General features: G+C 37.8%; 19 protein-coding genes and 1 pseudogene. 12 read left to right on the top strand and 8 right to left on the bottom strand.

The features are described 5' to 3' along the window. Nucleotides 1-126 precede the first annotated feature (126 nt). The 7 genes from NST21_RS25345 (at nucleotide 127) to NST21_RS25315 (ending at nucleotide 9447) form a co-directional block, all read left to right on the top strand. The gene (locus NST21_RS25345) at nucleotides 127-288 is read left to right on the top strand and encodes a YvrJ family protein (protein ID WP_082527571.1); all 162 of its coding nucleotides are present in this window, start codon (nucleotides 127-129) and stop codon (nucleotides 286-288) included. A 401-nt stretch (nucleotides 289-689) separates the two neighbouring features. Beyond that, a complete protein-coding gene (locus NST21_RS25340; protein WP_340891997.1) occupies nucleotides 690-1526 on the top strand; it encodes a GNAT family N-acetyltransferase in 837 nt (278 codons plus the stop codon). 158 nt (nucleotides 1527-1684) lie between these two features. Further along, a complete protein-coding gene (locus NST21_RS25335; RefSeq protein WP_340891995.1) occupies nucleotides 1685-2143 on the top strand; it encodes a DinB family protein in 459 nt (152 codons plus the stop codon). Between the two features lie 461 nt (nucleotides 2144-2604). After that, nucleotides 2605-6423 carry a bifunctional 2',3'-cyclic-nucleotide 2'-phosphodiesterase/3'-nucleotidase gene (locus tag NST21_RS25330; protein ID WP_340891994.1) on the top strand — a complete coding sequence of 1273 codons (3819 nt, stop codon included), beginning with the start codon at nucleotides 2605-2607 and terminating at the stop codon, nucleotides 6421-6423. A gap of 733 nt (nucleotides 6424-7156) precedes the next feature. Continuing rightward, entirely contained in the window at nucleotides 7157-8752 is a 1596-nt protein-coding gene (locus tag NST21_RS25325) for a spore germination protein (protein WP_340891993.1), read from the top strand. Nucleotides 8753-8963: 211 nt separating this feature from the next. Continuing rightward, the gene (locus NST21_RS25320) at nucleotides 8964-9197 is read left to right on the top strand and encodes a hypothetical protein (protein ID WP_053348776.1); all 234 of its coding nucleotides are present in this window, start codon (nucleotides 8964-8966) and stop codon (nucleotides 9195-9197) included. A gap of 70 nt (nucleotides 9198-9267) precedes the next feature. Next, the gene (locus NST21_RS25315) at nucleotides 9268-9447 is read left to right on the top strand and encodes a hypothetical protein (RefSeq protein WP_340892665.1); all 180 of its coding nucleotides are present in this window, start codon (nucleotides 9268-9270) and stop codon (nucleotides 9445-9447) included. Nucleotides 9448-9771: 324 nt separating this feature from the next. Here NST21_RS25315 and NST21_RS25310 read toward each other — a convergent pair whose 3' ends face one another. Both NST21_RS25310 and NST21_RS25305 read right to left on the bottom strand, forming a co-directional pair. After that, nucleotides 9772-10983, bottom strand: a complete 1212-nt coding sequence (locus NST21_RS25310) for a Ger(x)C family spore germination protein (RefSeq protein WP_340891992.1) — start codon at nucleotides 10981-10983, stop codon at nucleotides 9772-9774. A gap of 296 nt (nucleotides 10984-11279) precedes the next feature. Beyond that, nucleotides 11280-12386: a GerAB/ArcD/ProY family transporter gene (locus NST21_RS25305; RefSeq protein WP_340891991.1), complete on the bottom strand. Its 1107-nt coding sequence runs from the start codon at nucleotides 12384-12386 to the stop codon at nucleotides 11280-11282. Nucleotides 12387-12699: 313 nt separating this feature from the next. Here NST21_RS25305 and NST21_RS25300 point away from each other — a divergent pair, with 313 nt between their 5' ends. Next, entirely contained in the window at nucleotides 12700-13563 is an 864-nt protein-coding gene (locus NST21_RS25300) for a DUF4349 domain-containing protein (RefSeq protein WP_340891990.1), read from the top strand. Between the two features lie 55 nt (nucleotides 13564-13618). Here the strand turns inward: NST21_RS25300 and NST21_RS25295 are convergent, their stop codons facing one another. From NST21_RS25295 to NST21_RS25280, 4 genes and pseudogenes are all read right to left on the bottom strand, one after another. Then, on the bottom strand, nucleotides 13619-14983 hold the full coding sequence (locus tag NST21_RS25295) for an amino acid permease (protein WP_098178128.1): 1365 nt from the start codon (nucleotides 14981-14983) through the stop codon (nucleotides 13619-13621). Between the two features lie 313 nt (nucleotides 14984-15296). Continuing rightward, nucleotides 15297-15560 (bottom strand): annotated as a pseudogene (locus NST21_RS25290) (endonuclease); the annotation flags it as partial. A 13-nt stretch (nucleotides 15561-15573) separates the two neighbouring features. Beyond that, complete coding sequence (locus NST21_RS25285) at nucleotides 15574-16749, bottom strand: MFS transporter (RefSeq protein ID WP_340891988.1); 1176 nt, start codon at nucleotides 16747-16749, stop codon at nucleotides 15574-15576. Between the two features lie 129 nt (nucleotides 16750-16878). Then, entirely contained in the window at nucleotides 16879-17190 is a 312-nt protein-coding gene (locus NST21_RS25280; protein WP_340891987.1) for an ArsR/SmtB family transcription factor, read from the bottom strand. 549 nt (nucleotides 17191-17739) lie between these two features. On the opposite strand from NST21_RS25280, the gene tnpB reads away from it, so the two are divergent. Further along, nucleotides 17740-18945: an IS200/IS605 family element RNA-guided endonuclease TnpB gene (tnpB, locus tag NST21_RS25275; protein WP_340891985.1), complete on the top strand. Its 1206-nt coding sequence runs from the start codon at nucleotides 17740-17742 to the stop codon at nucleotides 18943-18945. Between the two features lie 332 nt (nucleotides 18946-19277). Here the strand turns inward: tnpB and NST21_RS25270 are convergent, their stop codons facing one another. Further along, a complete protein-coding gene (locus tag NST21_RS25270) occupies nucleotides 19278-19610 on the bottom strand; it encodes a phage holin family protein (RefSeq protein ID WP_053348783.1) in 333 nt (110 codons plus the stop codon). A gap of 157 nt (nucleotides 19611-19767) precedes the next feature. Continuing rightward, nucleotides 19768-20655: a TetR/AcrR family transcriptional regulator gene (locus NST21_RS25265; protein WP_056523075.1), complete on the bottom strand. Its 888-nt coding sequence runs from the start codon at nucleotides 20653-20655 to the stop codon at nucleotides 19768-19770. Between the two features lie 830 nt (nucleotides 20656-21485). Here NST21_RS25265 and katA point away from each other — a divergent pair. From katA to NST21_RS25250, 3 genes are all read left to right on the top strand, one after another. Continuing rightward, a complete protein-coding gene (katA, locus tag NST21_RS25260; protein WP_340891984.1) occupies nucleotides 21486-22952 on the top strand; it encodes a catalase KatA in 1467 nt (488 codons plus the stop codon). Nucleotides 22953-23015: 63 nt separating this feature from the next. Then, nucleotides 23016-23249, top strand: a complete 234-nt coding sequence (locus tag NST21_RS25255; protein ID WP_340891983.1) for a hypothetical protein — start codon at nucleotides 23016-23018, stop codon at nucleotides 23247-23249. Continuing rightward, the gene (locus NST21_RS25250) at nucleotides 23189-24382 is read left to right on the top strand and encodes a M14 family metallopeptidase (RefSeq protein ID WP_340891982.1); all 1194 of its coding nucleotides are present in this window, start codon (nucleotides 23189-23191) and stop codon (nucleotides 24380-24382) included. The genes NST21_RS25255 and NST21_RS25250 overlap by 61 nt, the downstream gene beginning before the upstream one ends. The last annotated feature ends 23 nt before the right edge of the window (nucleotides 24383-24405 follow it).

Below are 24405 nucleotides of genomic sequence, written 5' to 3'. Positions count from 1 at the left end.
AGACAAGGGGAATAAATCAATTATATACGAACATTCGTTCTTTTTACCATAAATCAATAGTGCTAGATTGATTTTCTGAAACAAGTTTCACTTTAGATATCAGATACAAGAAAAGGGGTGAAGAGGATGATGATTGAGGATGCTACTATGTGGGTGTCATTAGTTAGCGATTTTGGCTATCCATTCGTCGTTTCTATGTTTTTGCTCTTCCGCTTCGGTAAAAAATTAAAAGAACTGACAACGGACGTCGAGAACTTAAAAAAGTCCGCTCATAAAACGAAACGATAACCTCAGGACGTTACGTCGCTAGGTAGTGAAAACCGAATTTCGGATTCTATACAAAAGAGGATCCGAAATTCGGGTATAAAGAATTCGGGACGATGGAAAGTGAGTCCATTAAATTCCTCCTTTTGATTCGGATAGGGATAATGATACTCCATTATTTGGAATATACCATAAAATGGGTGATAAATAATCGTCAAATTGAATCATTTTACTACTATAATTCATCCGACAATAGAATTAGGTAGGGAATCCTCCTCTCATACGATTTTAGTTTTATAGGTTAAAGTGAAAATACTTTTAAAAAAACAACTTTAATAAATAAACTTATAGAAAGCTTGCAGCATCCCAATAAAGGGTGCTGCTTTTCTTATTTTTTGGTAATAAACTGATATTATGGAAAAGGGGTGACAATTTTGAACAAAAAACAGTTCGATGATATCGAGAGTCTACAACAGAGATGTGAACAGGAAGATTTTACTTTAAAGCTAAATTGGGAGACACTTCGCAGCCGAAATGGTGTAATGAAGAATGATTTCTTTCATTACGTGGGAGTCAAACTTGTCGGTTTTCTTGGTCTTTATGATTTCGGGAATAAAGTAGAGATGTGTGGGATGGTTCATCCAGACTTCCGGAGGCAAGGGATTTTTACAGATTTAATGGACGAAGCTTTAAGGACTGCTTTGCAGCGGGATTATAAGCTAATTATCCTGAATACCCCTGCCCAGTCTCATTCAGGGCAGGGGTTTATGAAGCAACTGCCATGTGAGTTTTCTTTTTCTGAGTATCAAATGAAATGGTCAAACATGGAGCTGGATAATTATGAGGATGTGGTCGTTCGTCCTTCAAACAGAGATGATGCGGAAACGGAAATTCAGCTGGATGTTCATTGTTTTAAGTTTTCGGAAAAAGAAGCGCGAGATTATTATCAACGTGTTCAATACGAGGATACTTTGAAAACAATGATGATTGAAAAAGATGGTCGAGCGGTCGGTAAAATCCGTGTTGATCATTCGGGCGGAGAAGCATGGATTTATGGATTTTCAATTTTTCCGGAATACCAGGGAAAAGGGCTTGGCAGAAAGGTGCTGAAAAAGATTGTAGCTGAACAACGGCAACTTGGGTATGATATTTTTCTTGAAGTAGAAGCAACCAATGATCATGCTTTAAGACTTTATGAATCTTGCGGATTCAAAACCGTTCAACGCCAGGATTATTATCAGTATAAAAAGTTAGAAAGCTGAATGACATAATTGTATGAATGGATTCAATGGTCCAACTTAAAAACGGTCTGTCAGTTAAAACTAAGTGAGATATCTGACTGAGTAAATAAAAAGAAACAAAAAGCATTAAGGAATTCGCAAGATGATGTTTGGGTGAAAGTACATAAGGGGGGAATAGGATGCTAACGTTATTCACCTATAACTGGCAGGTGAGAAGAGAGTGGTTTGAGTGGTGCCAGACTGTATCGAGTGCTGAACTTTTACGGCAGCGGAGTGGTGGGATGGGCACTATCTTAAAAACACTCGTTCATATTATTGATGTTGAATACAGTTGGATCCGGACGATTCAAGGGAAGCCAGATATCGAGATTGATATGGATTCTTACAATACAATCGAGAAGGTAAAAGGCTTATCGGAACGTTATCATTCTGAAGTGAAAGATTTTTTGTCCTCGTATTCACCTGATTGGGAGAATGATATAGTTGAGCCTTCTTGGATGGAGGGGACATATGAAATAGGCAGGATATTACGCCATCTGATTGCCCATGAAATTCATCATATTGGCCAGCTGTCTATCTGGTCGAGGGAAATCGGAATCAAACCGGTATCTGCCAGTGTGATTGATCGAGTTTTGTAAGTTCTTATTTAAGCATGAAAGAAAACCGGTAAAGGAACCTGCTTTACCGGCTTTTTAGATATTTAATTCCTATCGTTTTTTCATAATGGAGGATTACGGATTGAAAAGTCGGGAATAAACTTATTTTTTTTAAACACATTAGTCCTGCTTTTAGTAAGCGGATTATCGAGCGGCAGAGAAAGAAGAAACTACAAGTTAATCTATAATTAGTAGGCTGGCTCATATGAATGAGTCAGCCTCTTTGCATGTATTAAAGGGAGATTGCCTACCATGATTCGATAAAATTTATTAATAGTTACATATATTTGAAAGTCAATAGCGTTACGGGTTTTAAATAAATTAGCCAAAATAGTACTTTTTATTATAGTTTCTTAATATTGAGGTAAATTATGACACTTTTTCGACAAAATCATGTTATATTATTCTAGAATTTTACAAAAAATATAGAAGGGTTGTGAAGTATGTCGTTTAAGTCCAATGTAAAAAAAATACTAGCCCCGGTTCTTGCTGTGAGTTTAATTACGGCTCCATTTACCGTACCGATGGAGACATCCGCCAAAGAGGCTGCCAAGAAACCTGTCACGACTAAACCGTTTGTCATCTCATCTCCTACTGTTAATTATACAAATGGGGCAAAAGCTACAGTAACGGTCACACCGAAAAAAGGAAATACGGGGAAGGAAACTGTTGTCTTCCAGCTAATGAATGGAAAGAAGGTCGTTTCACAGTCAGCTGTTGAGACGGATATTAAATCAGCCCAGAAATTTTCCGCATACTTCAACACGTACAAATCAGGTTATTGGATTAAGATATCCGTAGTCTCCAAGTATAACGGCAATACGAGCAATTTTGGCACCAGCCTAGCAACCTCCGTTTCCGATGCCCCGTTTGAACTAAGGATTATGGAAACGACAGATATACACACAAATCTAGTAAGCTATGATTATTATAAAGATGCTGTATCAGATTCAGTCGGCTTTTCACGCACAGCAACTTTAATCAAGCAGGCGAGAAAAGAAGTGAAAAATAGTGTTTTAGTAGATAATGGAGACCTTATTCAAGGTACACCGCTTGGTACATACAAAGCGAAGGTAGTTCCACTGAAGAAAGGCGAAGTCCATCCTGTCTATAAAGCAATGAATTTGCTTAATTATGATGTAGCTACATTTGGCAATCACGAATTCAACTATGGGTTGTCCTATTTAGATGAAGTCATCAACGATGCGAACTTCTCTTATGTAAATGCAAATATTTATAAAAAGGATAAAGATAAAAATCCAAAAAACGACAAAAATAAATATACCCCTTATAAAATTGTCACCAAGAAAGTAAAAGATATTAATGGAGCTGAAAAATCCGTAAAAGTAGGATACATCGGATTTGCTCCGCCACAAATCATGGATTGGGATAAAACGAACCTTGATGGTAAGGTCGTTACAAAAGAAATCGTCACAACAGCAAAAAAATATGTACCTGAAATGAAGAAGAAGGGCGCAGATGTCATCGTGGCGCTTACACATTCTGGTTTTAATGGCGACACAAAGAACACCGAGGATGTCATTTATTCATTAAGTAAAGTGTCTGATATTGATGCCATCACGTTCTCCCATACACATAAAGTCTTTCCGGCACAAGATGAAGCTTCTTTAGACAGCTTATTTAAAGATAGCCAAGGAAAAGTTCTTAAAGGTGTGGATAATAAAAAGGGTACAATTAATGGTGTACCGGCCGTTCAAGCAGGATATGGCGGTAGTAATCTAGGGATTATCGATCTTGATATCCAGAATATCAAGGGGAAATGGAAAGTCGTTAACTCAGATTCATCAACACGAGCAATCAACGACAAAATAACAGGGAAAAAAGCAGCTGAAGATGCGGCTGTTGTTAAAGCAGTGAAAAAGGATCATGAAGGAACCATCAAGTATGTTAACACACCAATTGGAACGACTACAGCTCCAATTCATAGTTACTTCGCCCTTGTGCAAGATGATCCTTCTGTACAAGTCGTGACAAGCGCACAGAAGTGGTATGTAGAAAAATACATCCAAAGCAACCGACCTGAATACAAAGACTTGCCTATTCTCTCTGTAGGAGCTCCTTTCAAAGCAGGACGAAATGGAGTCGAAGAATTCACCGAAATAAAAAAAGGTGGTTTGACAATTCGCAGCGCCGGCGACTTATATTTATACGATAATACCTTGAAAGCGATCAAAATCAAAGGTTCCGTAGTAAAAGAATGGCTTGAAATGTCTGCGGGGAAATATAATACAATTGATCCGGCTAAGACTGAGGAACAGGAATTGCTTAATGGAAAGTTTGCCGTCTATAATTTTGATGTGATTGACGGTGTTACGTATCAAATCGATGTCACTAAGGCTCCGCGTTATGATGAAAAAGGAATAAAAGTGTCAGATTCAAGCAGGATTACCAATTTAGAATATAATGGTGAAACAGTCAATCCTAATCAGGATTTCATCGTCGTGACGAATAATTACCGTGCTTCGGGCGGTGGGAACTTCCCGGGAGTCAAGGGAAGCGAATACGTAGTTGACTCTGCGGATGAAAATCGCCAGATCTTGATGGATTACATTACACAAGAGAAGGAGATCAATCCAACCGCTGATAATAACTGGTCGATTGCCCCGATTTCAGGCAAGGTGAATGTTACTTTCACCTCATCACCAAAGGGTGCGGAATATTTAAATGAAGATAGCCCGATTTCTTATACAGGTAAAAAAGATGATAAAGGCTTTGGTATTTACAAATTCAATCTGGGGAAAGAAAACATTAAAGTGCAATTGCTCGGAATCAATGATCTTCATGGCCAGTTGGATACTACTTCTGAATTTAGTGGGGTCAAACAAGGACGCGCTGATTATTTAGCGGCTCACTTAAAGCAGCGTAAAGCTGAAAACCCTGAAAATACACTTTTACTATCGGCTGGGGATGCAGTAGGGGCAAGTGCTCCTGTTTCCTCTTTGGTCCAGGACAAACCGACGCTTCAGTTTTTAAATAATATGAAATTTGATGTAGGAACTGTCGGGAACCATGAGTTCGATAAAGGGGTAGAAACCCTGATGGCTCAAATCAATGGCGGAAAGTCGCCTACATCGGATGTAGTATTTGATAAATTGAACTTTCCGTATGTGGTTGCCAATGTCGTATATAAAGACACGAAAAAACCTATTTTGGACCCTTACGTCATAAAAAAGGTCGGCGGGGTTGATATTGGTTTCATAGGTGTAGTCACGAATGCCACACCTCAAAAAGTCAGTCCGGATGGCATTAAGAATGTGGAATTTATAGAACAGGCACCTGCCGTAAATAAGGCTGTTAATGAGTTGAAGAAAAAAGGTGTAAAATCAATTGTCGTCATCTCACATGACCCAGGTACTGAAAAAGACGGTGTCATTACTGGTGAAGTAGCTGATCTTGCCAAAGCGGTAGATGATGAAGTCGATGTAATTTTAGCTGGAGATAATCATGCAAGGGTCAATAACTTTGTAGATAATAAATTGATTGTACAAGCTTATTCTTATGGAACGGCTTTTGAAGATGTTGATTTGGAAATCGATCCAAACACAAAGGATATTGTTAAAAAGTCAGCCGAAATTGTTACAGTTACACAAGATGGCATCACACCAGATGCTGGGACGACTAAATTTATTAACGGTTATCTAGACATGTTCCCTGAATTGAAAACCCCACTAGGGACAACGGAGGAGAAAATGTTAAGAGCCAATGCCTATACACAAGAAACTGGTCTTGGGAATTTAATTGCGGACTCCATGAAGGCCGATTTGAAATCTGATTTTGCCTTCATGAATCCAGGTGGAATTCGCGCAGATATTCCCAAAGGAGAAGTTACCTTTTCTGATTTAGCGAAAATCCAGCCGTTCGGAAATGTGTTGGTCCGACTTGAACTAACTGGGGCTGAAGTGAAAACATTGCTTCAACAGCAATGGATTGTTGAAGGCTCTCCGAAAACGTTACAAATCTCAGGATTGAGCTATACGGCCGATTTCAGTAAACCTGTAACGGAACGTGTCACTTTATTAAAGAAAGCTGATGGAACGCCAATTGAGGATACAGAAACTTACACAGTGACCGTCAATGACTTCATGGCAAGCGGTGGCGATAATTATACCGTTTTAATAGGAAAAGAGCGTGTGTTTGGACATGCTGATCTAGAAGCTTTCGTTAACTATGTGAAAGATACCTTTAAAGGTGGAAAGATCACGGCAGGTATAGAAGGCAGAATTACGAATATCAATAATTAATTGAAGATTACCAGTCAAATTAAAGCTTACTCGTGAATTTTATGTGTTTACTCGTGAATTTTATGTATTTACTCGTGAATTAGCAGGATTTACTCGCAAAAATATTAAAAAGAGAGCGTTCCGTAATACAAAGGGACGCTCTCTTTTCTATTAATTTTTCTGAACATACAAGTTCGGGAACATTACTATTCCTGCTATACGGTCGCATCTCGAAAGCAGTTAAAGCAATGAGCGTCAGTAAGGTTGTTCTGTGCAGGGTATCATGAAAAGTATTTATTCTCTAAAAGTATTAAAAATTGGAAAATAGGCATGATAATAGTGAAGACATCGAACACTTCATTAGGTAACACTATAAACTTGGAGTGTTAAAAGATGCAACCGGATAATAAAAAAAAAGGGAGAAAACCCTGTATTTGAAAACAGTCAAGATTATTTAGATAAATGGGTTAGCTAATAAAGACCTCATTTGCAGTTTTATTTTAGAAAGACCTATGAGTGGCATTAACAAAATTGAAATCGGGGATTCTCAGTCACTAGGCCAATTATGTATATACAACCTTCACAAGCAATTTGACCATAATGAATTAGCAAATACATAGTAGAGAATAAAATATGAAATGACAAGTGCTTTAAAAACCAAATTAACTTATCAAATCTTTTCTCAAGAATTTTGGAAGAAATCTAATAACTCTACCTTCTGAAAAAGAAAAAGACTGAGAGGGGGATAAAATGTATGAGTTTATTTAAGAAACAAAGAAAAAACAGCATTAACCTCTCCTCATTCAAGCAAGACGATAAGAATAAGGAAACGAACAAAGACTTGTTAAAAACAAGTCTCGAAGGAAACATTCAACATGTAAAGCAGCAGCTTGGAAATAGCGAAGATATCGTGATTAGAGAAATACAAATTGGCAAAGAGGGAATCTTTAAAGCCTGTATTTTTTATACGGATGGATTGGTGGACACTAGTTCCATTCAGAACTTTATCATGGAATCACTTATGTTAGATATCAATCCCGATCAGGAGCAAATGATATCGTATCAACAAAATGTTTTACAAGTATTGAAAGGCCGTATCCTTGCGGTTGGAGACATACAGGATGTTACGGAATTCAGTTCTTTATTTACTTCCCTGTTATCAGGGGATGTTATTCTTTTATTGGATGGATATGCACAAGGTTTTACAATCGGTATGCGTGGTGGAAAAGACCGTGGTGTAATGGAATCCACCACGGAAACCGTCGTTCGGGGACCAAAGGAAGGTTTTACGGAGAACTTGCGTACCAATACGTCATTAATTCGACGAAAAATAAAAACCCCCCGACTTTGGTTAGAATCGAAAAAAATTGGAAATTTGACCAAAACCGATGTAGCGATCATGTACATTGATGGAATCGTGAATAACAAAGTCGTCGAAGAAGTGCATAATCGTCTGGATCGAATCGATATCGATGGAATCCTAGAAAGTGGTTATATTGAGGAATTGATTCAAGATGAAACGCACACCCCTTTTCCGACTATGTATTATTCTGAACGCCCTGATGTGATTGCCGCCGAGCTGTTGGAAGGGAAAGTCGCCATACTAGTGGACGGAACACCGATTGTTCTAGTCGTCCCGGCACTGTTCGTCTCCTTTATACAATCCGCGGAAGATTATTATCAGCGTGCAGACATTGCCACCCTTATTCGTTTGCTTCGTTTTTTTACTATTATTATTGCTCTACTAGGACCATCCCTATATATCGCTATCACCACGTTTCATCAGGAAATGTTACCAACTAGACTTCTGATCAGTCTATCTGCTCAACGTGAAGGGGTTCCCTTTCCTGCATTCATTGAAGCTCTTATGATGGAAGTTGCGTTTGAAATCTTGCGGGAAGCTAGTTTACGAATGCCAAAAGCTATAGGACAAGCTATATCTATTGTAGGGACACTGGTGATTGGAACAGCGGCAGTAGAGGCTGGAATCGTATCGGCCGCCATGGTAATCGTTGTTGCAATCACGGCTATTTCAAGCTTCGTTCTTCCGTCTTTTACCATTTCTATGTCGATTAGAATGCTCCGTTTCCCGATGATGGCGCTTGCCGCTTCTTTTGGCTTATTCGGGATAATCGTTGGGGTCATTGCACTTGTTCTTCACTTGTGCAGCTTGCGTTCCTATGGGGTTCCCTATATGAGTCCTTTTGCTCCTTTTATCGGTGAAGATATGAAGGATACGCTTATTCGGGTACCGAGATGGGGGATGTTTGCTCGCCCCCGTTTAATCAGCCAGAAAAACAATAAACGCGAGCATACCTCGGCACCGAAACCGCCGCGGGATAAAGTGTGAGATTGACAACAAAGTTATCAAAATGGTATCAAAATACACAAAACGCTTTTATTTAGTTGGATAAAGCCATTTAACATGGCGATTCTAAGCTACCAAAAAGGTATAAGAAGGATTGGAATAAACAATTTTGACTTGTCTGGGTAGATACAAAGATTTGACGGTACAGTATCCCATTCTGTTATAAAGCAAAAAGAGAAAGGAGTAGTAGAATTTGTTGGCTGTTACAGTAATCCTTGTCATCGTCGCTATAATTATCGCTATTGATGTTCCTAGTCTGTTGAGGAAAAAATTAAAAAAGGAACTATGGATATTTTCCGTTCTTCTACTATTCGGAACCGCGTTAAGCATTTCCCAGGCACTGAATATCAAGATTCCCAATCCACTAGATTGGATTACAGCAATTTATAAACCGCTTTCCGACATGATTGAGAAATTATTAAAGTGAAAATGAGAATATGCAAAAAATGCTTAGAACGGGCATTTTTACATATGGTTGATAGTTGAAAAATAAGGAAGTGTGTCCACTTCATATCGAGTATTTAGACGAACGTGATCAGAAAGGGAAAGTTTTTGAAAGCAGACTTTTCGCGGATAGTTTAGGCGGTTTAGTTGTCTATATTGCAGTGAAAATTGAAGAAGCGCACTCATTGGCGGAAAATGATCCTCATGTCGCTCCTAGCGTATACATGAATTAAAAAAGAGTCAATTTAATAACGAATGGTTAAAAGAACTTAATCAGTGTATGTCGGAGAAATGAGGCCTTCATTCACATCAGGAGCTGGCGACAGTTCCTTTTCTTTTTGAAATGAATCTGCTAATATGATGACTGGAAAATCTGATTAATTTTAAAAGAGTACACTTTAGATAACTTGGTTTATGCTTTTGTGTGGGTATCACAAATAGGGGTACAGCAATCATTTGCAAAATGAGGGGCCATGTGCAAATAGATTCCATTTAATAAAAGGATATCATGAAACACAACGTAACCCCATTTCTTGATTCTTGATAAAACAAACTAATTACTTTATCTTCTCTATAAAGGAATTACCAACTGTACCTACGTTTCGGATTTCTCCTTGTACCTCTATATTTACAGGCAAGTTCTCAAAATGTTTATCCCAATCTTTTTTGAGTTTTTTCCAGGCTTCAGGATCAGCTCTATGAATCGCCTCACCAAATCCAAAAATGTCTACTCTCTCATTTTTCTGTACCTGTTTTATTGAATTCATGAAAAATTTCTTCGCTTCTTTTTCATAAATTTTCTCTAATTTTTCAATCGTTTCTGGTTTTGTCAAATCGATATGGCATTCTACTTCGCCTAAATTGCCTTCCACACGAATATTTAGATCTATCTCAGGTTTTCCATTCTTTATCTTACCCTTTATTTTCGTGCTTGACTTTTTCACTTCATACACAGCTTTTCCGCCTTTTGGACACGATATATTCACAACTGTACTTTTCTCCTTATTTGTAATGACAGTATACGTTTTGCTTTGTTTCTCATTTAACCAGCCAACTAATTTATCATCATTAAATACCGCTAGTCCTTTATACCTCAAACGAGCAGGGGGATCAATCATTTCTACATTCTGTTTGCTTAAAGAAGTTTCTTCATCACCTTTTATATCTGCTTGGATTCCTGTTAACACCGGTTGTTTTCCTTCACTTACAATATCCGCAATCAGTTCGTCTAAACTCTCGAAACTTGTCGCTGACCATGCAGTTGCTGAGACTTTCAGGGTATCAAATATTTGATTTGCAGGTATTTTTTCTAAAGACGTGGGCACCTTCAGGATCTCTGCTGCTTTCATTCCCTTAGCTACGACGATATAAAAATCGGATCGGAGTTCCCAGTCCCTTGAGAGAAGATCTAACGGTTTCCCAATTCCTTTTTTTGCTAATGACTCACTAATCACGAGGACTCGAAGATGTGAGGGATATATTTTTCTTGGGGATTCCTTGGTCATTTTTCGGATAGCCTCAAAAACAGTTTCCCCTTTTGCCTGATAGATGATTGTCGGTGACCCGCCGGAACCTCCACCGCCTTTTCCCGTAGCTAATTCTCCTGGATTTACTACTTGGGCCGTTACAAGATATTGACCATCCTTTGTACGATCTAGTCCTATGGCCAGCGTAATAGCCAGTTCATTTAATTCACGACGGTTCCAGCAACCCGTAGTGAATAACAGGAATACGATTAGTATGATAAACATGGTGTAGCTCCGTTTCATAGACGAGACTCCTTTCGCTCTATTTATTTATAGGGGTTCAGCCGAGATACGTTTAAAAATGGGTCATAGCGATACAGTTTACCAATCGTTGGTATATGATCAGGTGTTCTATAAACGACCATTTGGGGGACATATTGTTCGAAATTGATGGTTAAAATGAATGCTTTTAGTCCCTAAACCCTTCCTATTCAAAATCCTGAAAAAAAGCAGAATGACGATTAAATAAATTTTCTTAGTGTGGGTTTTATGTAAATTATCTATACTCTGAAATTCGGGAGTATTCAAAGGATCTTTTTTTATTTTTGATGTATTTTTTTTCGAAATACATTGATTGCTAATAAGAGAATAGGAAGTACAAGTCCGTACGTCGAAGCGTATAGGGGAAAAATTTCTTTATCAAATGTGGCTGAATGGACCACATTGGGATGTATAAGAAAGGAAAGCGAAACTAAGATCATCCCAAAAGGTAGCGTAAGTGGCCGATAATCCTTCATATTCAATGTTTGTGCAAGACCTATAACTGTAGCGTAAAAGTACAAAGTCATTTTATAATAAATCGTGATAATCCACATGATAGCCATTATTGCTTCAATCCTTTGAAGAAAATCGCCAACGTTTAGTTTTCTGGCCAAAAGATAACTTGGATACGTTTGTCTGGCACTACTATCTGCGCCTAAAACAAGAATAGTTAAAGCGATAATGATGATTAAACAGATTCCGCCGATTAGTATTCCGATAAAAAATTTTTTTTCAGCTGCTTTTGGTTGATTCACTGAAACAGGAAAAATCATTAATAAAACAATCAATGGCAAAGAAAAAATACTTGTAAAAAGAAAAACAGCATGAATCATCGGTTTTATTCCTGTTTCAAATACGGGTTGTATATTTTCAAACTTAAATTGAACAGGAGGTAAAAATATTGAGGCCACTAGAACTATGAATAAAAAAGCAAAGATAGGAAATAACAATTCTGCAGAACGAGCCAACGGTTCAAGACCAAGGCGAATTCCCATAATTAAGATGCATGCGAAAAGAATATTGATCGCTTCAATTGGTGTATCAGGCATAATCTGTGTAGTTAAGAAACTCCCAACATAAAACAATAGTTGTACCGTGGAGTAAAGTGTAAATAAAATAAACGTAAGTGAGACCGCCTTACCTAACCATTTGCCCAAAAGTGTCTCATTGATTTCAACAAGCGTCTTAGTGGGGAACATCCTGCCTACAGCGATATATAAAGTCACCAGCAATAAACCTATGCCTGTACCGATTACAGCTGCAATCCAAGCATCTTGTTTTACCTCTTGAGCCATAACTCCAGGAATCACCAAGATGGTCGTACCTATAGAAAATAAAATAACTAAAATTGCAAATTGTCGAGCACTAATTTTGAAATTTTCCACTATATCCCGACTTCCCATCGCTGATTATATTACTATTGTTACCTTTGTATTGTTAGAATAAACTCTTGCTTTATAGAAAGCTTTGATATATCAACGCTTTCAAATTTCTTTAGAATTTCTTGTGGCTAATACGTCCACAATTGAGCCTCTGAAAATCGGAACTAATACTCTTTTAGCTAATTTTCTATAGTCAATATACTATCCACCATCTTTATACATAATTTAGATGTTTGTATACCAGTACATTTTATCATTGAAGTGTAACTTTCTTCCAAATTACTCGTCGGTAATGTTAAGAGAAGGAGGAATACCGATGACTCGAAAAAAAGTGATACTTATTTTCAGCTTGTTTCTTTTATTGGGGGCTTGCAGTAGTAATGATAAAGAAGAATCCTTGTCGAAGTCACAGGAAGGAAAAGTGGAAAGTAAAATGGACGCCTCCTTATCTGGAGAACAGGCTTCTGATAAGCAGGCGGAAAAAGAAGCGGCAACAAATGAAAGAATGGTCATCCATCAAGCACAGCTTCAGTTGAAAGTGAAAAATCTTGAAAAAACACAAATGAAGATTGAAAGAAAGGCGAACGAATACGGCGGCTATGTTGTAGAGTCGAATGTATACAGGGAAGATGAAGAGATGGTAGAAGGTTCGATTACAGTACGGATTCCGGAAGCTCGTTTTCAGGATTTTCTTGTTGATACCGAGGGGCAGGCTTCAGAAGTGGTCGAAAGAAATGTGACAGGCCAGGATGTAACAGAGCAGTATGTAGATTTAAAGGCAAGACTGAAATCAAAGCGGGCTGTAGAAGAGAGGTTACTTGCATTCATGAAGGATGCTAAGAAAACGGAAGATTTGCTGAAAATATCATCCGATCTTGCCACTGTCCAAGAGGAGATAGAGCTGCTAGTTGGGCAAATAAAGTATCTTGAAAACCAAACCTCGTTTTCAACGGTAACAATATCTTTATCGCAAGACCATATTATTGTTCCAGGTATTGATAATAAAAAATTGAATACATGGGAGAGAACGAAGAAGCAATTCGCAACGAGCGCGAATTTTTTACTTAAAGCAGTTTCAGGACTGATTGTTTTTATTATAGGAAACTTGCCGGTCCTCATTATTTTAGGCGTAGTGGGTGCTGTAATTTATTGGACGCTAAAAAGAAGGAGAAAAGGATAAATATAAATCATAAAAAAAGGGTGTCCAAGTTGATAGGACACCCTGTATCTATTTATTATTTTCTCTTATGCAAACCGGATGCATAATACAAGACTACAAGCAATATGATCCAAATAGGACCGACGATCAAGGCGATTCTGGTATCTGCTGAAAAGCCGAGTATGACCATTACAAATACTAGAAAAGCAAGAGCGAAATAAGAAGTGAGTGGGAATAACGGCATCTTATACGTTAAGCCTTGTTTTTCTCCAGGACTCATTTTCTTTCTTGAGATAATCTGTGTGACCAGAATGGTTCCCCATGTCCAGAGGGCACCGAATGTAGCAACACTTGTTACGTAACCGAACACCTTATCCGCTTCCATATAGTTAAGGTAGACGCCGAAAAGAAGCACGACAGCCGAAACAATAATGGCAACACCTGGAACGCCTGTCTTTGTTGTGCGTTGGAAGCTTTTAGGTGATTCCCCTTGCTGTGCTAGGTTAAACAACATTCTGCCTGTACTAAAGATTCCGCTGTTACAAGATGAAAGGGCGGCTGTCAGTACGACAAACTGAATGATTCCTGCTGCACCTGGTATACCAATTTTATCAAACATCATAACGAATGGGCTGTCTTTTCCATTCATTTGATCCCATGGAGTAATCGATAAAATGACAGTTAAAGCTAAAACGTAAAAAAGTAAAATTCGATAAAAGACGGTATCGATGGCTCTTTTTAAAGATTTTTCAGGATTTTTGACTTCACCTGCGGTTACTCCGAGCATTTCAATTCCCAAATAAGCGAACATGACCATTTGGAAAGAGAGGATGACACCAGAAATTCCATTAGGGAAAAAACCGCCATTTTCTACAAGGTTGCCGAATCCGACTGCGATTCCACCGTTTCCGAGTCCAAAGAGAATCATTCCAAACCCAAGAACAATCATTAGAATAATCGTAACAATTTTAATTAAGGCAAACCAAAACTCCAATTCACCATAAGCCTTTACAGCAAGAAAGTTAATCGTTGTCATAATGGCAAGAGCCGCTAATGCCCAAGCCCATTGTGGGGTCCCTGGAAACCAAAACTGCATATAAATTCCGACTGCTGTAATTTCAGCCATACAGGTGGCAATCCAAACGAACCAGTAATTCCAACCGGTTATATATCCGGCAAGAGGGCCGACATATTCGCTTGCATAGCGACTAAAAGAGCCTGCGACTGGATTTTTTATCGCCATTTCCCCTAGTGCCCGCATGATAAGATAGATCATAAGCCCGCCAATTGCATACGAAATAATAATAGCTGGGCCGGCTAATTTAATCGCAGATGCCGAGCCGAGAAATAAACCGACTCCAATGGCTGCGCCAAGAGACATTAATGCGATGTGTCTTTCTTCCAATCCTCTATGTAGTTGAGAATCTTTGGAGTTTTGCATAATTTTCCCCTTTTCTTTGTTGGAGTGTAATTTTCTCTTTCTAGCATTTTATCACTAGTAGAGGCTAATCAATATTATTTATTGATTTTTCACATAATATTACAACTAAATAATATATTTTAATAGAAAATTTGTAAAGTAAAAAAATGAAAACGCTTACTATAAAAGGTATTAGCTATATAAAAAAAGTTGAAATTTTTATAATATTTAAATAGATTGCTATTCGAAGAAAGTATAATTATGTGATTTTTCTAAAAATTTAGACTTTACAAGAGGGAAGAGCTGCCCTGAAAAACAGGACAGCTCTTTCCTCTTACTGCCAGATGGATGAGGCCCATTCCTGATGATCAATGAATGGGTTGCGATTATGCTGATATTTATTATAAATGGCTGCATTTCGATTACGTTCAAAGGTATCTACTGGGGCCTGTTCGTTCCATTCCGGCAGGACCTTCAACTTTCTATGATAAGGATTGGTGCGGTAGTTCACTTGATTATTTAGATCTAAATTAATTTCACCACTATCACCGTAATGAACGGCCATATAAAACAGTATTCGGGCAATTTCGCTGTTCATTCAATTCACGAACCTAAGCTACGTTAGCTCCTTCTACGTTTGAACTGAAAATATTAATTTTTATCATAATCAATAAGAAAGCTAGCAATGCAAACATAATTCCGCTCCAGATGAGTTGATGTATTCCCAAGTGAGAAATAAACCAACCACCAATAGATGCCCCCAAAGTAATTCCAAGATTGGAAAATGAGACAAACAAGCTGTTGCCGAATTCAGGTGCTTCCTTCGCTTCAGTTGTCAACCATGTTTGACTGACAATTAGACCACCAGAATGCACTATTCCCCAAATGAAAACCATTAGGATCATCGGAATTAAATAAGAGCCCAAATAATAAGTGAATAAATAAATTACTATATATAGAAGGGGAAACATTATTACGGTCTTAGTTATGCTTTTTTGCAAGAATCCACCAAACAAAAAGTTCCCAAAAATCATGATTAGACCAAACGCCATCAACATTACACTAATCAAAGAACCATTCATATGTGTTAATTGTCCAAAATATTCGGCAAAGTAGCTGTACACAGAAAACATCGCTGCAAAGATAAACATAACGGCTGCGATGTTTAACCATAATCCCGGTTTACGTAATATTCCAAGCTGCTTTCCATAAGACATTTTTTCCTCATTAGGCATGGAAGGAAGCCACATTAAAATTCCTACAAAAGCAATCGCATTTACAACAGCCCCAAATAGGAAAGCAGTTTCTAACGAAAACTGTTCCGCGAAATAAGAAGTTAAAGGTACGCCAAATGCAAATCCGAAAGTAATTCCGGCAAAAACCTTTGTAACTGCTTGGTTACTTTTTTCCGGAGGAACAAGTTTGGCAGCAGTCACAAGGGCTATCGAAAAAAAGACAGGATGAAAAATAGCGGGTAGAATACGGAAAACTAGCATGATATCAAATTTCGTTGTACATGCATAAATAATATTTGAAATCGTGAACATAAACACTGAGGTTAATAGAATTACTTTACGATTAATTCCAGAAGTGAGTAATGTCAAGAATGGACCTGAAATGGCAACGATTAAAGCAAATATACTTACAAGTAATCCGGCTTGTGAAGTTGTTATATTAAATTTTTGAGTTATCTGGGGTAGAACTCCCACAATACCCATTTCAGTTGTAATAATGCCGAATACGCCTAGAGCCAACATAATAATAAGCAAAGGGTTAACTTTTTTCATTAATACAAATCTCCATTCCTATTGTATATTTCTTAAATATATATATAGATATAAAACATTTATAAAATTATATATCTGTATATCTAGATATGTAAAAACAAAAAAAGAATGACCTCCTTTACGTTTATTTTATAGTTCTTTTTGAATGTACTCGGAAAATTCATGTATTGTTTTTTCATTCCGACGATAATAGGTCCACTTTCCGATTCGCTCAGATTCCAACAGCCCAGCTTTTTGCATTGTTAACAAATAACTAGAGATGACAGATTGTGCAAGCCCCGATTTAACCTGAATATCTCCCACACATACACCAACTTTAAAATTTAGACCTTGTTGAAAATAAGGCTTTTCATTAAAGAACTTCTCTGGATTTTTTAGCCATTGCAAAATTTGACGACGTGTATCGTTTGATAAAGCTTTATAAATTAATGAAGGTTCCATATAAATCATTATATCTATTTTTATAGATTTGTAAACGTAAAATTTACCGTTTTCACCGATAAGTAATTTGAAGATGCGGAAAAAGTAACACGAAAAAAGTGAATCTACATAGTGAATTAAGCTCTTATCGAAAGTCGTACTGTAGTAGTCCTTTCGATATTTCTGTAGGGTCATCGATGATTTCGTGCAGGGTGTTCTTTAGCGAAGACCCTGATTTTCAGCTGGCAGAGTCATGGTAGGAGCCAACCCCGGTTCTGTCACCCACTGAAACCATGGCAGATACATCTTTTAAGCCAGGATGGGTGAAATATTCACTCAGTAACAAGGAAGAAGAGCCTTTTATCCATAAGTATAACCGTACATACCGATTTCGATGGAAATGGGAGTGAATCGATTTATCATTTCCCGCCAGAAGACTCCCTCTTCAAGCGTGTGAAGGGCGAGAGCCCAACGGTAAGGGGGAGATGAATGGCGGTTGGAATAAGCCAAAGTTATTTTTTGACAAACATACGTTCGATAGTTAATTATAACTATAAGGGGGTGAAACCAATGGTCGTAAACAAAGCTTATAAATTTCGAATCTATCCAACTAAAGAACAACTAGTTCTAATCAATAAAACGATCGGCTGCTCCCGTTTTGTCTTTAACTTCTTTTTAGGCAAACAAAAGGAGAAAGATGCCTACTGGTATATTTGTGAAGAAATGAAGCAGAACGGCCAATTACCCTCTAATGAATGGAAAGGTTCTTTTCTGAATAAATACGCAACAATCAAAGAACTTCCAGCTTTAAAGAAAGAGTATTCTTTCCTGAAAGAAGTAGACAGTATTGCCTTACAGAAATCGGTGGAAAATTTAGCAGATTCCTATAGTCGATATTATAAAAAGCAAAACAAGTCACCACGCTTCAAATCGAAAAAGAATCCTATCCAGTCCTACACGACTAAACATACGAATGGAAATATCGGAATGATTGGAAACAAAATCAAATTGCCAAAACTCGGTCTAGTTCGTTTTGCTAAAAGCCGCGAAGTCGAAGGGCGAATCATCAATGCCACAATCAGGCGGAACCCTTCGGGTAAATATTTCATTTCCGTTTTAGCGGAAACCAATGTACAAGTACTTCCTAAAAATAATCGTTCGTGCGGTGTAGATGTTGGTTTGAAGAACTTTGCTATTCTTTCAGATGGTACGGTCTATCAAAATCCAAAATTCTTCCGGACGGTCGAAAAGAAATTGGCCAAAGCACAACGGATTCTTTCAAGGCGACAAGAAATAGCCTTGAATCAAAATAAACCATTGGCTGAAGCTAAAAACTATCAAAAACAAAAACGAAAAGTGGCTATCCTACACGAAAAAATTTCAAATGCCCGAATGGATTACTTACATAAAGTTTCTACCGAAATCATCAAAAACCACGATGTTATTGGAATGGAAGACTTGCAAGTGTCGAATATGATGAAAAATCACAAACTAGCTAAAGCTATTTGTGAAGTATCTTGGTACCAATTCAAAAAAATGTTGGAATACAAAGCAAAATGGTATGGTAAACAAATCGTGACCGTATCTAAAACGTTTGCTTCTAGCCAATTGTGTTCTAGCTGCGGTTACCAAAATAAAGACGTTAAACATCTGAATCTTCGTGAATGGGATTGTCCTTTTTGTTCTACTCACCACGATCGAGATATTAACGCAGGACTCAATCTAATGAATGAAGCCATAAGGCTTCTAACCGTAGGAACTACGGGAGTAGCCTAATTAAAAATTGGCCGATAGGCTAATGTTCTTAGGAATCCCCCACTTCAATCAGACCGTAAGGTCGATAAGTGGTGGGTAGTTCAAGAAGGAATGACATGTTCACAAAACATAAGCCAAGATTTATTCTGTCCTTTATGCTCAGATTCCCTCCTTCCTTCGCTCTGAATTTGGGTTGAAATCTAATCCTTCACCACCATAACCGGTGTCAAAAATGAGCGAATAAAGCTATTACATAATAGGGGAATTTAGGGGAATAGCCCGGGAAATATCGAAGGGTGTTATGGAAATAGTCATGGAAACGAAAAACCGTCAGCATTCTACTGACGGTTTTTCTACTCTTTTTTTATAATAAGACTTTGGATGAAACTTAATAACAATGAACCGATTAGGGCTCCCCAAAAAGATTCTATTTCAAAGCCACTGACAACATAGGATGTAATTTGGAACGTGAAGGCATTGATAATGAACGAAAACAAGCCGAAGGTTAGGATAGTGATCGGCAAAGCGATAAGTTGAAGAATTGGTTTAACTAGCATGTTCATGATTGATAATATAAAAACCGCCAGTAGGGCTGTACCATAAGATTTTATCGTGATGGAGTCGAGAAGCCAGTCAATAACGAGTAAAATCAACCCGTTGATAAGAAATCGCATTATTATATTCATGAAAAACTCCTCCTGAAGACACTATTCTACACTAGTCATTATACTAAAATTTTCTGAATTTCAGTTATATGTTTGCTGAATTGTCACAAAAAAATAACGATTCGAATACGTTTTCTTGCAGGAAATAAAAAGCCCCATAATTGGGGCTTTAACCAGTTTAGTTACTAGCGATAATCTTTTCGAAATCACTCAATTCTTTTGAGTTTTTAAGCTTTAAATTTGTGTTTAAAGATAGCAGAGCACTTTCGATGAGAAAGTGGCGCGGCTCACCTTTTTGCAGAAATTCTTCTTGGATAAAGTGAACTAATTTTAAGTGTTTTACCCGTTCTGCTTCATCTTGGAAAAGTTTTAAGATGACTTTTTTAAGTTCGGTTGTAGAGTGAAGGAGAGCAGTGTGAAAATCCTGTTTCGTATCGAAACATTCTGGCAACCATTGCTTTATATAATCAGGATCGAGAAGCTGTACTCCTGATTGGCTCACATCATCGAAAAGAGTTTTAAGCCTATCAACACAATAACGAATTATTTCAGTAGGGTTGAAATCAGGCTCTTTAGCTAACGCATTAAAATGAATGGTTTGGTGCATCATCCCTGAATAAAGTATGGCACAATCTAATATATAAGGTTTTTTCTCTTCGCCGAATATTTCTAGAAACCGTTTTGATAGCCAATGTATATGTTTGAATTTTGCATGTGTAATAAAGTTTTTAAGTTCGGTATCATTTGAAATCATTATTTCTTCAAATAAGGAAAATAGTTTATTACTTCTATTGGAGTGTATTTGTAATTCAGATTGTTTGATGAATATTTCAATATCCGCAACATTTTGACCGATTAATAGTTCATTACTTTCATGTTCGAATTTTTCTTGGGTGGAGATAAAGACAGCTTTAAGCAGTTCACTTTTAGAAGAAAAGTAGTTATAAAATGTCCCTTTTGAAATACCGCTATAGTCCAAAATATCCTGAATAGACGTTGCTTGATAACCCTTTTCAATAAATAACTGGTGTGCATACTTAACTACAAGTTGTTTCCGTTCATTCATATAAATCACCCTTACTCTTATTGGACGGTCATTTTAACGTAATAGTATCTTATTTTCTATACGAACACAAACCAGTATTTTCACAATTGTTTTATTGCTTAATTCCAGGGAAGGGAGTAGTGTCAGGAAAAATGAACGATAAGTTTAATAGAAGAAAAAGTAATAGAGTTCAACATCAATAAAACGACGACTGTATAGGGGGGATAGCGACCTTTATAACAGGTGGATTCATAGCTTTCCTAAACTAAACTTTAGTGAATGTGGCTCTACCATCGATTAGGTGTGGCGTTTTTTTACGATCTTCATAAAGTGTGTTTGATCAGATACCGGAATCTCACAAAAACAATAAAAGTATTAGTTCATAAAATAGAGCTGCCATTCCTTATATAAGGATGGCAGCTCTTTTACTTGTGATTTTAAAAAAGGAAATAGAAGTGAACATTGTCACATGCGAATCTTAGGGTTTGTTATAAAATGAGAGAGTTAGTTAGATTTATCCAATTCTTAAGAAAAGTATGGAAAATACTTAGACTTATCTTCATTCTCGATTAATATCCTATTAGATATAGAAATGATAAAATCACGCAGTATGAAGGAATTGTGACATTGAAGTGGAATACCAGTAAAAGGGATAGAAAAATCGAAGAAACTTGTAGTAAAGCGATTTGAAAATTTGATATTTCCTTTTACTGGATTTAAAATAAAAGTATAAACAATTATAATCCTAATGGATTAATTATTATATTAAAATTATTATAAATAAGTATTGATTTTTTTCTGATAAGGCTTATCATTATATACATAAATAATAATGAAAAGGTGGTTCAATTATGACTAATAAGAAAAACCTTACAACTAGCTGGGGTGCACCAGTTGGAGATAACCAAAATTCTATCACTGCGGGGCAACGTGGCCCTGTACTCATTCAAGATGTACACTTATTAGAAAAATTAGCGCACTTTAACCGTGAACGTGTGCCTGAACGTGTAGTTCATGCAAAAGGTGCCGGTGCATTCGGTACTTTCGAAGTAACGAACGACCTTTCTAAGTATACGAAAGCTAAACTTTTTAATGGTGTTGGCAAGAAGACAGATTTATTTATCCGTTTTTCTACAGTAGCTGGCGAATTAGGCTCAGCTGATACAGTTCGTGATCCACGCGGATTTGCTGTTAAATTCTACACGGAAGAAGGAAACTACGATATCGTTGGTAACAATACGCCTGTATTCTTTATCCGCGATGCGATCAAATTCCCCGATTTCATCCATACACAAAAGAGAGATCCAAGAACACATTTGAAAAACCCGACTGCGGTCTGGGATTTTTGGTCACATTCACCAGAATCTTTACACCAAGTAACAATTCTAATGTCTGACCGAGGCATTCCGGCTACACTTCGTCATACACATGGTTTTGGAAGCCATACATTTAAATGGGTGAATGATGAAGGACAAGGCGTTTGGGTGAAATATCACTTTAAGACAGAACAAGGCATCAAAAACCTTGATGTGAATCTTGCTGCAAAACTTGCGGGTGAAAACCCTGATTACCATACGGAAGATCTTTTCAATGCAATTGAAAAAGGCGACTTCCCTGCATGGAAATTATACGTACAAATCATGCCTTTGGAAGATGCAGATACCTACCGTTTCGATCCATTTGATGTAACAAAAGTATGGTCTCAAAAAGATTACCCGTTAATCGAACTTGGCCGGATGGAATTGAATAGGAATCCTGAAAACTATTTTGCAGAAGTAGAGCAAGCTACGTTCTCACCAGGAACATTCGTACCAGGAATTGAAGCTTCTCCAGACAAAATGCTTCAAGGACGTCTATTTGCATATGGTGATGCACACCGTTACCGTGTTGGTTCTAACCACAACCAACTTCCGGTTAACCGTCCGAAAGTGGAAGCAAACAACTATCAACGTGATGGCTTCATGCGTGCGGATGACAATGGCAAGGGTTCAGTTTATTATGAACCTAATAGCTTTGATGGCCCTGCTGAAACAGCTGAAAATAAAACCACTCCATTTGAAGTGACTGGGCAAGTTGCACAAGTAGGACATAACAGTGATGACCACTACACTCAAGCAGGTGACTTATACCGTCTATTGAGTGAAGAAGAAAAAACTAGACTTGTAGAAACTATTGTGGGAGCAATGAAACCAGTCGAATTAGAAGAAATCAAACTTCGCCAAATTGGCCATTTCTACAAAGCTGATCCAGAATACGGAACACGCGTTGCTGAAGGTCTAGGCTTAGCAGTACCAGAAGAAGCAAGAAGCATAAAATAATGAATTCTTAATCTTAACAAAAAGCAAACAGGCATCCATTTATAAATGGGTGCCTGTATTAATTTGAAGGTTAAACGGCTAGATGTGGAGAAAATTGAGCTGGGTTATTTGACCAATGTGACAGTGCTGCCAACCAAAGCGGTTTGTATTTGTGTATTGGCACAACCCATTATTGGGATTAAAATTGGCAATAATTTGGTCAAATCAGCATACATTTGGATAAGCGGAGGTGCAGTATGGACGTTTTTGTGCGGCAGAATGATTCCTTGTGGCATTATAGCCAATTATTCAATGTGAATTATCAACTGATAATTGATTCCAATAGCGGGATTGATCCTCTTGCCCTCATGATAGGACAGAAGATCAAACTTCCGGGCTTTACGACGACTGGTCATCATATTAAGAAAGGGGATTCCTTATGGGCGATTGCCAAATCACGCAATCTTCCATTGGATGCACTATTTTTGGTTAATCCTAGTCTCAATGCGAATGCCTTGCAAATTGGCCAGACGATTTCTGTACCATTAAGGATTACTTGGAGGCTTGTTCAAGGAAATCAGGAATATGACTATCAAACGATGATGAATGATGTAAAACGACTGAAAAGCATCTATCCATTTATTAAAACATCCTCGATTGGAGATTCGGTTCTCGGGAGGGAGATCCCTGAAGTGCTGATTGGGAATGGTGACAAACGAGTGCACTATGATGGTTCATTTCATGCAAATGAGTGGATTACGACCCCTGTGATTATGACTTTTTTAAATGATTATTTAATGGCAATCACGAATCAAACTGGGATCCGCAGTCTATCTCTGTTCCCTTATTATCAGCAGACGATGCTATCTCTCGTTCCGATGGTGAATCCTGATGGAGTGGAGCTGGTTCTAAAAGGACCACCTGCTGATGCCTCATTGAAATCACAGCTCGTGGAATGGAATAATAATAGCGAGGATTTTTCTGGCTGGAAAGCTAATATCAATGGAGTCGATCTGAATGATCAGTTTCCCGCCAAATGGGAGCTAGAACAAGCTCGCAATATGGTAACGAAGCCAGGACCAGCAAATTATTCTGGAAAAGGTCCGCTAACGCAGCCAGAGGCAATTGCGATGGCTGATTTGACAAGAAAACGGGATTTTGACAGAGTGCTTGCTTTTCATACCCAAGGGGAGGTCATTTATTGGGGGTTTGAAGATTTGGAACCACCCGAGTCTAAAACGATCGTCAATGAATTTGCGAGGGTCAGCGGTTATGAGCCAGTCAAATCCGCTAATAGTTATGCAGGATATAAGGATTGGTTTATTCAGGATTGGCGGAGGCCGGGGTTTACCGTTGAACTCGGCAAAGGAAAAAACCCGCTTCCTTTAACACAATTTGATGAGATTTATCAGAAAACGCTGGGGATTTTTTTAGCTGGTTTGTATATGTGAATTTGTCCATGTGAAAAAGCTCA

Origin of the sequence: Peribacillus sp. FSL K6-1552 (genome assembly GCF_038005205.1) — a bacterium.
Classification (GTDB): domain Bacteria; phylum Bacillota; class Bacilli; order Bacillales; family DSM-1321; genus Peribacillus; species Peribacillus butanolivorans.
The sequence above is the reverse complement of the archived record's forward strand: the minus strand, read 5'-3'. Positions and strand labels throughout refer to the sequence as shown.